The sequence below is a fragment of the Ruegeria sp. YKSE079 genome, from assembly GCF_059612845.1.
This window is the reverse complement of sequence record NZ_JBXWRJ010000017.1, coordinates 28,369-40,198: the sequence shown is the minus strand read 5'-3', so window position 1 is coordinate 40,198 and position 11,830 is coordinate 28,369. Positions and strand designations below refer to the sequence as shown.

General features: G+C 60.5%; 11 protein-coding genes. 3 read left to right on the top strand and 8 right to left on the bottom strand.

What is annotated here, in order from left to right:
- The first annotated feature begins 19 nt into the window (after positions 1-19).
- The gene (locus AC2FMY_RS15750) at positions 20-490 is read left to right on the top strand and encodes a rhodanese-like domain-containing protein (protein ID WP_496807685.1); all 471 of its coding nucleotides are present in this window, start codon (positions 20-22) and stop codon (positions 488-490) included.
- Positions 487-1,311, top strand: a complete 825-nt coding sequence (locus AC2FMY_RS15745) for a CE1 family esterase (RefSeq protein ID WP_480751271.1) — start codon at positions 487-489, stop codon at positions 1,309-1,311. The genes AC2FMY_RS15750 and AC2FMY_RS15745 overlap by 4 nt, the downstream gene beginning before the upstream one ends.
- Here the strand turns inward: AC2FMY_RS15745 and mdoH are convergent, their stop codons facing one another.
- From mdoH to AC2FMY_RS15710, 7 genes are all read right to left on the bottom strand, one after another.
- Positions 1,312-3,183, bottom strand: coding sequence for a glucans biosynthesis glucosyltransferase MdoH (gene mdoH / locus AC2FMY_RS15740; protein ID WP_496745697.1), 1,872 nt, complete (start codon positions 3,181-3,183; stop codon positions 1,312-1,314).
- Positions 3,180-4,679 carry an OpgD/OpgG family glucan biosynthesis protein gene (locus AC2FMY_RS15735; RefSeq protein ID WP_496745695.1) on the bottom strand — a complete coding sequence of 500 codons (1,500 nt, stop codon included), beginning with the start codon at positions 4,677-4,679 and terminating at the stop codon, positions 3,180-3,182. The genes mdoH and AC2FMY_RS15735 overlap by 4 nt, the downstream gene beginning before the upstream one ends.
- Complete coding sequence (locus tag AC2FMY_RS15730; protein ID WP_496807684.1) at positions 4,676-5,893, bottom strand: OpgC family protein; 1,218 nt, start codon at positions 5,891-5,893, stop codon at positions 4,676-4,678. Before AC2FMY_RS15730 ends, AC2FMY_RS15735 begins: the two co-directional genes overlap by 4 nt.
- A 29-nt stretch (positions 5,894-5,922) precedes the next feature.
- Positions 5,923-7,293, bottom strand: a complete 1,371-nt coding sequence (locus tag AC2FMY_RS15725; RefSeq protein ID WP_480751278.1) for a tetratricopeptide repeat protein — start codon at positions 7,291-7,293, stop codon at positions 5,923-5,925.
- A gap of 180 nt (positions 7,294-7,473) precedes the next feature.
- The gene (locus tag AC2FMY_RS15720) at positions 7,474-8,658 is read right to left on the bottom strand and encodes a CaiB/BaiF CoA transferase family protein (RefSeq protein ID WP_496745691.1); all 1,185 of its coding nucleotides are present in this window, start codon (positions 8,656-8,658) and stop codon (positions 7,474-7,476) included.
- Positions 8,645-10,264, bottom strand: a complete 1,620-nt coding sequence (locus tag AC2FMY_RS15715; protein ID WP_496807683.1) for a thiamine pyrophosphate-binding protein — start codon at positions 10,262-10,264, stop codon at positions 8,645-8,647. The genes AC2FMY_RS15720 and AC2FMY_RS15715 overlap by 14 nt, the downstream gene beginning before the upstream one ends.
- Before the next feature lie 77 nt (positions 10,265-10,341).
- Positions 10,342-10,806, bottom strand: coding sequence for a DUF302 domain-containing protein (locus AC2FMY_RS15710; protein WP_480751282.1), 465 nt, complete (start codon positions 10,804-10,806; stop codon positions 10,342-10,344).
- Positions 10,807-10,953: 147 nt separating this feature from the next.
- Between AC2FMY_RS15710 and AC2FMY_RS15705 the strand changes: the two genes are divergently transcribed.
- Positions 10,954-11,313, top strand: coding sequence for a DUF1636 family protein (locus tag AC2FMY_RS15705; protein ID WP_496745687.1), 360 nt, complete (start codon positions 10,954-10,956; stop codon positions 11,311-11,313).
- Here the strand turns inward: AC2FMY_RS15705 and AC2FMY_RS15700 are convergent.
- Positions 11,301-11,783 (bottom strand): hypothetical protein, encoded by a 483-nt coding sequence (locus AC2FMY_RS15700; protein WP_496745685.1) that lies wholly within the window; start codon positions 11,781-11,783, stop codon positions 11,301-11,303. The two genes, AC2FMY_RS15705 and AC2FMY_RS15700, sit on opposite strands and share 13 nt — an antisense overlap.
- Positions 11,784-11,830: the final 47 nt, after the last annotated feature.

The window sequence follows — 11,830 nt, the reverse complement described above, 5'->3', positions numbered from 1 at the left end:
TTCATATATGGGTTTTGAGTTGAGCAGATCCCCAAAGTTGTCACGCCGCCTTGTATTGATGGCGGCCGCTGCACTGGCAGTCGGCTGGGGCGTCCGTGAATACAGGCTGATTCCCGAAGACTATGGCGGTGGGCGTCTCAGCGTATCCGAAGCTCACCAAAAAGCGACGGACAACGAGATATTGCTGATCGATATCCGAACACCGCAGGAGTGGCGCGCATCCGGCGTCGGGGAAGGTGCCAAACCACTCGACATGCGGCGCGAGGATTTCATCGACGCTCTGACAAGTATTGTCGGGGGCGACACCAGCCGCCCCATCGCGTTGATTTGCGCGCGCGGTGTGCGCTCGGCCCGGCTGAGCAACAAGCTGACCCAGGCCGGGTTTTCCGCTATTATCGACGTACCCGAGGGCATGCTTGGCTCTCGTGCCGGACCCGGTTGGGTCAGAACCGGATTGCCGGTGTTCAAGTATGACGGAGAGACGGGATGATCCGAGCCCTTGGTCTGGCCATGTGCCTTGCGACATCAGCCTCAGCGGTATCCGCCATGTGCGGCCCTGATGCGGGTGTATGTGAAACCGCCATGGGCGAATATCACATCGAACTGCCCGAGCAGACCAATCCGCCCTTGGTGATCTTCCTGCACGGCTATGGCGGCAGCGGCGAAAGCACAATGAAGAACCGGACCATGGTCGAGCCGCTGTTGGCACGAGGATATGCGGTGATGGCGCCCATGGGCGAGGTGCGGCCCAACCGGCGGCGCAGCTGGAACTTTTATCCCGGCCGCGACCGCGAAGGGCGCGACGAGACCGCCTTTCTGACCTCGGTTGTCGAGGATGCCGCACAACGGTTCGGTGTCGATGGGGAACGTGTGGTGCTGGCCGGGTTTTCCGCAGGCGGCTTTTTGGTCAACTACCTGGCCTGCGACGCGCCAGACGCGTTTTCGGCCTATGCACCGGTGTCCGGCGGATTCTGGCGTCCGCACCCGCAAAGCTGCAAAGGGCCGGTAAAGCTGTTTCACACCCACGGTTGGGCGGATAACGTGGTCCCGCTTGAGGGCAGGTTTCTGGGCGGCGGACGCTTTCAGCAGGGGGATATCTTTGCCGGGCTGGAGATCTGGCGTGCGGCAAACGGATGTGTCGACAACATCCCCGACAGCATCGGCAACAACGATCAGTTCATGCGCCGGAAATGGACCCGCTGTTCAGATGGCAGCGCGTTGGAATTTGCGCTGCATTCCGGTGGGCACAATGTTCCCAGTGGGTGGGCCGACATGATGGTCGATTGGTACGAAGGGCTGCCCGGCGGCTGATCATTCCGCCGGGGTCATGTTACCCTTGCCCTCCAGCAGCGCCTTGAGTTCGCCACGGTGGCGGCGAGCGGTGCGGGTGATTGCGGGTTCGCGGAACTCTTCACGCATACCAAGCAAACGTCGCGCCGCGCCCGCCGAGACTCCGCTGAGCGCCGAAAGAGGCACGGCAAGCGCCAGGCTGATGGCGATGGGCGCCAGCCAAACCGAGACCAGACCAAAGAAAATTCCCGCGCCCAGTGCCAGACCACTGACGGTTTCCAGCGCATGGCAGACGACCAATGTCGTCAGGCTGTAACGTCCTCCGTCGCGAGCCTGGGGCGACCAGCCCTTTTGCAGGCCAAGCGCGGTACGAAACACGGCGATCATCTGTTGTACCATCAGGATCGGAGCATAGAGGATCGACAGGATCAATTCCGACACGAACGAAACGCCAAAACGCCAGCCGCCGCCAAAATCGGCATAGCGCGCTCCGCTCAGCGGCAGGGCGGCGATACCCAGCAGCTTGGGGGCAAGCAACATCGCATACATAACCAGAATGATCAGCACATGACGCGTCTCGGACATCTCGGGCCATTGCGGGAAAAGCGGATTGTCGGGACTGAAGTAGTGCAGGACAGACGCGTCCTTGCCCTCACCGATCAGCGCCCACATCAACAGCAGGGCAAACCACAGCGGCGACATCAGGTATCCGACCGCGCCGTGGAACATGTGAAAGCGTGAAATCGGGCGGAATCCGCGCGAGTTCAGCAGTTTCAGGTGTTGCAGGTTGCCCTGACACCAGCGGCGGTCACGCAGAATATGGTCGATCAGGGTCGGGGGCGTTTCTTCGTACGAGCCACGGATGCGCGGCAGAAAGCGTACGGTCCACCCGGCGCGGCGCAACAGGCCAGCCTCGACGAAATCGTGGCTCATGATCAGCTTTTCACCGCCGGTCAGCGAGCGCAGCTTTGGCAATCCGGCACTGCTGGCGAAGGCTTCGGTCCGGATAATCGCGTTGTGGCCCCAATAGTTGCCCTCTTGTCCGCACCAGCGCGACAGCCCCTCGGCAAAGGCCACGCCATAGACACCGTTGGCGAACTGCTGCATCCGGGCAAACATCGACTGTGCGCCGATCAGTTGCGGAAAGCTCTGGATGAGGCCTGCACCCGGATCGCGGGACAATGCATCGGTCAGCCGGGTGATTGCGCGGCCCGTCATCAGGCTGTCGGCATCCAGCACCAGCATCGCATCCCAGTCGCCACCCCAACGGCTGACCCAGTCGGCAATGTTGCCGACCTTGCGGTCGGTATTCTGTTCACGGCGGCGATAATAAAGCTCAAGATCGGGGGCGAGCGTAGTGCGCAGCGCTTCTACACTGGCCTGCTCTTCGGCGGCAATGGCGGGGTCGCGCGTGTCGGACAGGATGAACATCGCATAGCGATGTGCCCCGCCGCGTGCGTGCAATTCTTCCAGCATCGAGCGGGCATTGCCCAGCACATACCACGGAACCTCGTTGTAGACCGGCATCAGCAGCGCCACGCGAAGGGGCTGAGATTTGGCCTGACGCTCCGGTTTCCCCTGGCGCGACAGCGAAACCATGCCCAGGACGACGGTGCTGACGGTAAAGGCGATCCAGAAGAAATTGAACGAGATCAGGGCCAGCAGAACAGCCTCGATCACACTGAAACCGTCGCCTGAAAACCAGTCCTGCATCACCCACAACAACAACAGGGTTGCTGCCATCGCGGGCGAAAAAGCAAGCGCTCGCCAAAGGGTAATAGACTGCGCGGGCTGCGTGCCGGGTGCCTTGGCATCCCGGAACTCACACCCGAAATCCTGCGCCGGCATCGCCAGCGGTGCTTCGGGCGGCATGATGTGCAGATCGCGGTTCATGCAGTCCACCTGTACAGCCAGACTTCGGAAGCAGGCTCGCCATCGCTGCGCAATTGCGCGCGCAGCTCTACATGGTCGCGTTCGCCCGGTTCAAAGGAAAACGCCAGTCGTGCGCCGCCGGTATCTGGGTTGCGTTGCAGAACCGGGGGTGTGGTTTCGACATGGGGCGACTGAACGATGACGGTCAGCGCGTCCAGATCGTCGAACACTTCGTTGGCCTCGAAATCGATCACAACCAGCCGACCAGACCCGAATGTCTTGTCACCCATCGCGGTGTTGATGACGCGCGGCATCGGTGTGCGCTTGGGTTCCTCTCCCCAAAACAGACGATAGGCCAGGTCGATCTGGCTGCCCGGTGCATAGGCTTCCGCAGGGCGCCAATAGGCGACGATATTGTCATAGATTTCCTGATCCGCCGGAATTTCGACCAGCGTCACGGTTCCCTTGCCCCAATCCCCCTTGGGTTCGACCCAGACACCGGGGCGTCTGTGATAATGCGCCTCAAGATCTGCGAAATCCGAGAACTCCCGCGCTCGCTGCATCAGGCCGAATCCACGCGGGTTTTGGTCGACAAAGGACGAAACCTGCAGGGTTTTCGGGTTGGCGAGCGGGCGCCAGATCACCTCTCCGGCACCGTTGCGGATCATCAGCCCGTCGCTGTCGTGAACGGCGGGGCGGAAATCGTCGAACCGCGTGCGGTTGGTCTGATCATATAGGAACATCGAGGTCAGAGGACCGATGCCCACGTGGGGCAGTTCCTCGCGCGGGAACAACGTCGCCTGCATGTCCATTTCACAATCCTGCCCGGGCGTGATGTCGAACCTGTATGCCCCGGTCACGCTGGGGCTGTCCATCAGCGCATGCACGATCATGTTGCGCTGTCCCACGGCGGGGCGCTCCAGCCAGAACTGGATGAATTCAGGGAATTCCTCGCCATCCGGGTCACCAGTTTTCAGCGCAAGACCACGTGCGGACAGGCCGTACGCCTCGTGCAGGCCGATTGCGCGGAAATAGCTGGCGCCCTGAAACACGCAGAACTCATCGGTCTTGCCGGGCCGGTGCATTTCAGTGCGCAGGCGCAGGCCGGAAAAGCCGAGCGTATCGCCGACAGGCAGTTCAGGGACTTCGTCGGACTTGTCGAACATCGACAGATCGAACCCCACCGGCGTTGCCATTCCGCCTTGGACCGAAAACACCTGGACCGAGCGCGGGAAATAGAGCCCCGGCGCAAAGAAATCGATGGAATAGGGGGTTTCCGTGCCGTACCACAGGCCCTTTTCGATCCGGAACCGGATCGAGCGATATTGCTCATAGGTCAGGTTGCGCCACGCTTCGGGCACCGACTCGCGTTCGGCATAGGGGCGGCTCGCCAGGTCACGGGCCTCGGCGATGACCATGTCATGGCTGAACGGAACTGCCGACCCGGTCGCAAATGCGGCGGGCGTCAATGCCAGGGCCGAAGTTGATGCAAGAAATGCGCGACGTGTGAATTTCATTTCTGAGACTTCCAGGGATGCGACTTGAACCAGCCCGCCACATAGGCAACGCCGATCAGCATGGCAAAGCCGATCATGTTAATGACAAAGACGGTGACGACATCGCGTTCGACATGTTCCAAAACCACCCCGATCAGGCGTGCGGCGGCCATGGAAAACACGAACACTGCAAGGGATTGCTGTCCAACCTTGGTGATGACGGTCAGCAAAAAGCGCCAGACCTGGGCTCCAAACCCTTCGCCCTCGGCAACGAGGCGCGAGCCATGCTCGCCCGCGACTACCCAGCCGATGTAGGCCAGCGAAAGGAAATGCAGATAGCGCAACAAGCCGAATTCGGTCTTGCTACGCAGCTCCTCGGTCAGCGGCCAGGTCTTGCGGATCTGGTCTGCGACATCGCTGTTCCAGGCATCGACCCAAAGGAACACTTTCCACGACCCGAACGGAGCGGACAAGACCACAAACAGAACGCAGATCCACATGAGGGTTTTCGATACCGGGGGGGCTGGAATCCAGCCGCGCATGAAGGCAAAGCCGGTAAAGAACAGCAACTGCCAGGCGAAGGGATTGAAGAACCACTGACGGTCCGACCATGGCTCGGCTGGAAGCGCCAAGGCGCCGGTCTGAGCGATCATCCAGATGCCGAGGGACGCGGCTGCGACTGCCCAGAACCCGATCTGTTTCAGCCCCATCATCAGCGGCATCATCGCCAGAACCACCAGATACATCGGCAGGATGTCAAAATAGTTCGGCACATAAGTCAGGGTGAACATCCCGACAATCTGCGGCATCGGATCGTTGAAGAAATGCTGCAGATTCAGAGATGCAACATAACTTTTGTCAAAATATCCGGACATGTCCAGCGCGGCCATGGACATGGCGACAAAGAAGAACAGACCGATATGCGCCCAGTAGACCTGCCAGGTGCGGAACGCGACGCGCGCGGTTCCCATCCACCAACCCTTGCGTACGAACGCGCCACCAAAGGCGATGGCCGAGGCCATGCCTGAACAGAACACAAAGATCTCGGTGGCGTCCGAGAACCCGAACCGCGCCGGAATCCATTTTGCCCAAGGATCATTCGGCGTATGGGCAATCAGGATAATAAACATCGCGATGCCGCGATAGAAATCCAGTCGCGGATCGCGTGTTCCCACGGCGGCCTTGGATCTGGCCACCGCCGGTGCAAAATCAGTTGCGGGCGAAATTGTCGCCATGCGTTTTCTGTCCTTCCAGGTTCTTTGGTTTATTCGGCGGGAACGCTTTGCGCGCCTTCTCCGCCACGTGCCGCGTCGATCAAGGCGCGGCGGGCAAGGGCGTAATTGTCCTCACCCCCTGATCTTTTGGCGCGGCGGTCGTCAAGAATACGCTCGACCGCATCCAGTCTGCCTGCTCGAATTCCAGCGTCGATGGTGATCCGTTCGAACACATCCCGCTGAGCATGCGACCCGCCCGCAAGTATCATCGAACCACGGGCGGCCGCCAGATGATCGAAGGCAACCCCGTATTGGGCGTTACCAAAAGCTTCCAACCCATGCGCTGCCGCGACTCCCGGGTCTGCCATACGGCGTGTTGTATCATCATTGGCCAGCTTTGCATCTCGGTGGATTCGCTGAAGCATTTTCGAGATTGCGCTATCACGATTATCGCCTGTTAAAGCAAGCAAATAATGCAGGTCTGCGAAGATCAGGCAGCCATCTTCCGTTCTGGCGGCACTCAGGTCGGCCAATTCTTGCCAACGGTCGCCTACGTCGATGCCTTCCAGCTCCAGTCGGCTCAACAGCGAGGTCGCATTCGAGATATCGCGATAGTCGTCGGTCCGGTCCTTGCGAACCTCCTGATCATAAAGATCCAGGGCCTGGTCGATCTGGCCGAGATCCAGATGCATCAGCGCCTTGTGCCACCAGACGTGATAGCGGAAGTTGTTACAGTGCTTCCAGGCATCCTCGCGTCCGGATAACCATTCCAGACCCTGCGCTGCATTTCCTGTCATATCGTGGACATGGGCGACCGCATGCAGACCCCACGCATCGTCCGACACCATCCACAGCGCCTGACGGCCCGCGATTTCCGCCTTTTCGTAAGCGCCGGTTTCTTCCAGCGCAAAGGAGTGGCACCCCAGCAGATACCCTCGGCCCCGATGATCCGGTTCATAGGCGGGCATCACACGCTCGATCGACCGCCGCATGCCTTCGGGGTCGCCCAGAACGAATCTCACCGCGTGGCTGAGCTTCATCGCCAGCGTATCCTGCGGGTGATCGCGCAGGATGGCTTCGAACTCCTGAATCGATCGCGTCGGGCTGCCGGCCAGCCACAGACGCAGCGCCTCGACAAAATGGCGCTCGCGCTTCGAGATCGGTTGTTCTGCCATTGCCGCTTCGGCCGACGCCAGCGCATCGGAGGCGATGGAGAACAATTCGCGCCGCCCCAGGAGCAGCATGAACAGCCCTTTGACAGCATGCCCAAGGGCAAATCCGGGTTCCAGTTCCAGTACTTTGCCCAAATGTTGCGGCGTGACTGCGGAATGCGCCATGAACCCCAGCAGAACGCCATCCCACGCCTCGACACTGTCCGCGTGGTACAGGCTGTTCATTTGTCCGAATACGTCTTGTTTCATGCGTGGGTCCAATCCATTGGGTGTTAGGTCTGCGCTTGACTTAACAAACTCTATTGGACCCCCGTACCAGTATCGACGGTGCTCGCGAATTGGTGAAGGGAAGTGTGTCGATTTCGCGAAATAATCCGCCGATTCAACGGCATGTTTCAGCAAACCCCTGCTTATCGGGCGTGATGTGTTTCAGTTTTTGAATGGGTCATCGGCACTCAGAACGCGATCTGTGTCAGCTCCGAAAACCGGCGGGGCGTGGCGATAGCTCACCGGTGTACGCGAAAACTTCAGAGGATTGCCAATCAGATGCACCTCGCCGGGCACCGCCTGCATGTCGATCTGCATGTCCCGGGCCGCAACCTGATCCGAGCTGAAAACCTGATCCAGCGACCGGACCGGACCAACCGGAACCTTCAATCCCTCAAGGCCGGTGATGACATCCGCGGTCTGCCGTTGCACCAAGGCAGGTCGCAGAAACGCGTTCAGCGCATCGCGGTTTTCCAGCCGCGCCGGATTGGTGGCAAAACGTGGGTCGTCGGGCAGGGCGTCCAGCCCGACATAACCGCAGAACCGTCTGAACTGACTGTCGTTCCCCACGGCAAGGATTACATGCCCGTCCGAAGTTTCGTACACGTCATAGGGTACGATGTTCGGATGCCCGTTTCCGCGCCGTTGCGGAACCTGGCCCGATGTCAGATAGTTCACGCCCTCGTTGATCAGCCAAGCAACCTGCGCGTCGACCAGCGCCAGATCGATCTGTTGTCCTTCACCGGTGCGTTCCTTGTGCCGCAGAGCTGCCAGAATGCCGACGGTGGCGTACATCCCGCACATCACGTCGGCGATTCCGACGCCCACTTTCATCGGTGCGCCGTCCGGTTCGCCGGTTAATGACATGATCCCGCCATAGCCTTGCGCCATCAGATCATATCCCGGCTTGGCCGAGTTCGGCCCGGTTTGCCCATAGCCGGAAATGGAACAGTAAACGAGACCGGGCAGATCTTTGGACAGCGTGTCATAGTCCAGACCGTATTTCGCCAGCCCGCCGGGTTTGAAATTCTCGATCAGGATATCGGCATGCGCTGCCAGCCGCCGGATTTCCACCTGCCCCTCGGGCGTTGCTATGTCGATGGCCACGGATTTCTTGTTTCGGTTGGCGGACATGAAATAGGCGCTGAGGTCGCTGCGGTTTCCCTCGCCATCCTCGACATAGGGAGGCCCCCATTGACGGGTATCGTCGCCCCCGGTCGCGGGGTTTTCGATCTTGATGACGTTTGCGCCCAGATCCCCCAGCAACTGGGTGCAGGTAGGGCCGGCCAGAATGCGGCTGAGGTCCAGCACCTTGACGCCTGTCAGCGGTCCTTCAGATACGGTCATCGTAGCCCCCCCGTTCGATTTCCGCCGCAATGACCGTAAACCGGTCCGCTTGCACGGCTTCCTCAAGCGCGATCCGCAACTCGGCCCGGTTATGCACGGTGTGGCCGTACCCACCAAAGGCATGCGCCATCGCGGCATAGTCGTGGTGTTCGAAATCCACGCCCCGGTTCGCCATCTGACGGCTGCGCTGTTTCAACTCGATCAGTGCCAGCGACGCATCGACGAAGACCAGAAAGATCGGATTTCCACCCATTTCGCGGGCGGTCGCCAACTCTCCGGCCACCATCAGGAAACCGGCATCGCCGGAAAAGCTGATCACCGGTCGATCCGGTTCGGCCAGTTTCAGCCCGATCGCCATCGGCACGGCGCAGCCCATGGTGCACAGCGCCGAAGACTGGATCAGCCCGCGCGGCTCGAAGCATTCCCACATTTGGCTCAGCAGGATGCGATGCGCGCCGCTGTCGGCCGTGGCCAGCGTATTGCCGGGCATGACAGCGCGCGTCTCGGCGATGACGGCTGCAGGCCCCCATTCGTCGTCGGACGGGAAAGCCAGCGCAAGTGCCTTGCGCACCTGCTCCGGGTTGCCGTCCGGCCAAGTCTCTCGTGCCGGGACGCTCTTGGCCATTGCTTCCAGCGTCGCTGCGGTGTCGGCGACAAAACTCAGGCTCGCCTGATGCATATAGTGATCGTTCTGCACCGCCGAGATGTCGATGACGCGCTGTTCATTCGGGTCCCAAACTTCGCGCCAGCCGGGGCGCATTTCGATCGGGTCATAACCGATACAGAAAATCAGGTCGGATTTTTCCACCAGTGGCAGCAGGTGTTTGTCCGCTAGCGGCGACAACCCGGCACCGCCCAGACACAACGGGTGATCCTCGGGCAGAATGCCCTTGGCTTTATAGGTGGTGACAAAAGGAATTCCGAAATGCTCAAGAAATGCCCTGAGTACCCGGTGCGACCCGTCATAAAGCGTATCGAGGCCGATGATCGCAACGGGGCGCTCGGCCTCGGCCATCCAGTGGCGGGCCTTTTCCAGGCAGGTTCCCTGCGGCGTCACCGGCGCGGCAGCGGCCAGCCGCCGCAATCTCGGAACCGAAACGCGCGCATCGGCCACCGAGATCGGCACGTCGATATGCACCGGACCGGGGCGGGCCTGTGTTGCCAAGGAAACCGCCTTGTCGGCAACGATGTCGGCCCCGTTGGGCGTTAGCACGAAGGTTCCCTTGGTGATCGAGCGATAGACCTGCGCGTGATCCATCACCTGATGCGTATAGGTCAGCGCCTCATCCGCATCGACGCAACCGGTCAACACGATCATCGGCACCCGGTCCTGAAACGCATTTGCGACCACGTTGATGCCATTCATCGCGCCCGGACCCAATGTAGCAACCAGAATGGCGGGCGCGCCGTCGCGGTGGTGGACCCCCTCGGCCATGAACCCGGCAGCATTTTCATGCTTGGCCAGATGAAACTGAATCCCAGCCTGTTCCAGCGCGTCGACCAGGGTCAGAACCTCACCGCCCGGCATGCCAAAGGCGTGGCGGCAGCCGGCCTCGTATAGCCGTCTTGCCAAAAGATCCGCTGCGCGGGGCACGATTTCCTGCATCTCAAACGCTCCGTTCGTTTTCGACAGGCAGATTGCGGAGTGAGCAGGAAGGTGCAAGCGCCTTCACGCCGGTGTGACTATTTTACTGCCGATTCCGCCACGGATTGGAACTTTCCGTCCAATTCCTGTGCAATGGCGGCCAGTTCATCGCCGCCCTCGTCCAGATAGGGCGCAAAGACGAAACTTGGCGTCTTGTAGGACAGCGTTGCGGTACCGTCCGCGTTTTCTGTGACGTAGAAACGGATCGGCGCCTCGATCATGGCTGCCGTCGATGTCTCCAGCACGCGCACGGCATAGTCGTTATTGAACGCCCCCATGACACGGTTGCCGGGGATGGTGATGCCGCGCGCCGCCGCAGCCTTGGTCGGCCCCGCCTGCGTCACTACGATCAGGCCGTTGCCCTTGATCGCCGCCGCGGTGTCGGAGACAAGATCTTCATAGGTCTTGGTAGATTGATGAACTTCCCATCCTTCGCGGGGTTCCAGATCACCGGCCCAAGCGGGCAGGGCGGCAAGGCAAAGGATTGTCCACAGACGTTTCATCGTTCCAGCTCCGGTTGGTTTGACAAGACTGTGATGCCAGATTTTGCATATGTCCGGTGTCACAATCCCGTGTCCATCCGATCAAACCCGGCTTGCGCATGCAGGTCGAAACCCGCAATAACGGCCCGACGCAAGCATGGGCCATACATGACCACCCAACGTATTCGATTGCTGATCTGTTCCAGCTGCCTTGGAGCGCGGGATCGCGAGGCCGAGCGTGATGCCGTGACAGATGCGCTTGCAAAGGCCGGGCTTTCCGATCGGGTCGAACTTACGCAACACGCCTGTTTCAGCGCATGCGAGCAACCGGTTGCCCTGGGGTTGCAGGGGCAGGGACTGGCCTCGTATGTCTTTTCCGACCTTGATCCGGTCAAGGATGCTGACGACATCGCCGCCACTTGCCAGACTTATCTGGACAGCGCCTCGGGCTGGATCGAAGACGCCCGACCATGCGGGCGGCTTCGCCTGTGCCTGCGCGCGCGGATACCGGCGATTCAGTCGACCTGAACCGCGACCGAGGCGGCGACGGGCACGTCATCCACGGTCAGCTGGCTGTGATCGTTGGCGTTCAGAGAGACTTCGATCTCGACCTCGCCTTTGGGCAATTCGTCGATATGCATCCACTCGCCATAAAGGCGCGCCAGCTTGGCACCATTGACATAGACATGCGCATGGCCTTCGCCCGGCCTGTCCGCCAGCGAGGCATTTTCCGGGGAAAAGCGGAAATTCCGCGGAATGACATGCAGATTCCAACCGGCCATCGGATCCTTGGCAAGCATGACCTCAAGTCCCGGTGCGTCCGCGCCCGATGAAAAATTTATGGTTGTGGCATGATCATGTGAACCGGCTTCGCCGTGTTGGGCCGGGTCGCCGTGATCGTGGCCTTCAAATGTCACGCCATAACCCGCCGCCGTCACGAAACCTGCGCCAGCGCCAAAGATCAGGCCGATGCCGAAAAGTGCGAGAGATCGGAACATCTCGAATCCTTTTGATATAAATAATCCCGCCGGGCGTCTGGCCCGGC

What these genes read in the sequence shown, in the direction of transcription:
- AC2FMY_RS15745 (WP_480751271.1), top strand. Translation starts at nt 487, where the DNA reads ATGATCCGAGCCCTTGGTCTGGCCATGTGCCTTGCGACATCAGCCTCA.
- mdoH (WP_496745697.1), bottom strand. Translation starts at nt 3,183, where the DNA reads ATGAACCGCGATCTGCACATCATGCCGCCCGAAGCACCGCTGGCGATG.
- AC2FMY_RS15735 (WP_496745695.1), bottom strand. Translation starts at nt 4,679, where the DNA reads ATGAAATTCACACGTCGCGCATTTCTTGCATCAACTTCGGCCCTGGCA.
- AC2FMY_RS15730 (WP_496807684.1), bottom strand. Translation starts at nt 5,893, where the DNA reads ATGGCGACAATTTCGCCCGCAACTGATTTTGCACCGGCGGTGGCCAGA.
- AC2FMY_RS15725 (WP_480751278.1), bottom strand. Translation starts at nt 7,293, where the DNA reads ATGAAACAAGACGTATTCGGACAAATGAACAGCCTGTACCACGCGGAC.
- AC2FMY_RS15720 (WP_496745691.1), bottom strand. Translation starts at nt 8,658, where the DNA reads ATGACCGTATCTGAAGGACCGCTGACAGGCGTCAAGGTGCTGGACCTC.
- AC2FMY_RS15715 (WP_496807683.1), bottom strand. Translation starts at nt 10,264, where the DNA reads ATGCAGGAAATCGTGCCCCGCGCAGCGGATCTTTTGGCAAGACGGCTA.
- AC2FMY_RS15710 (WP_480751282.1), bottom strand. Translation starts at nt 10,806, where the DNA reads ATGAAACGTCTGTGGACAATCCTTTGCCTTGCCGCCCTGCCCGCTTGG.
- AC2FMY_RS15705 (WP_496745687.1), top strand. Translation starts at nt 10,954, where the DNA reads ATGACCACCCAACGTATTCGATTGCTGATCTGTTCCAGCTGCCTTGGA.
- AC2FMY_RS15700 (WP_496745685.1), bottom strand. Translation starts at nt 11,783, where the DNA reads ATGTTCCGATCTCTCGCACTTTTCGGCATCGGCCTGATCTTTGGCGCT.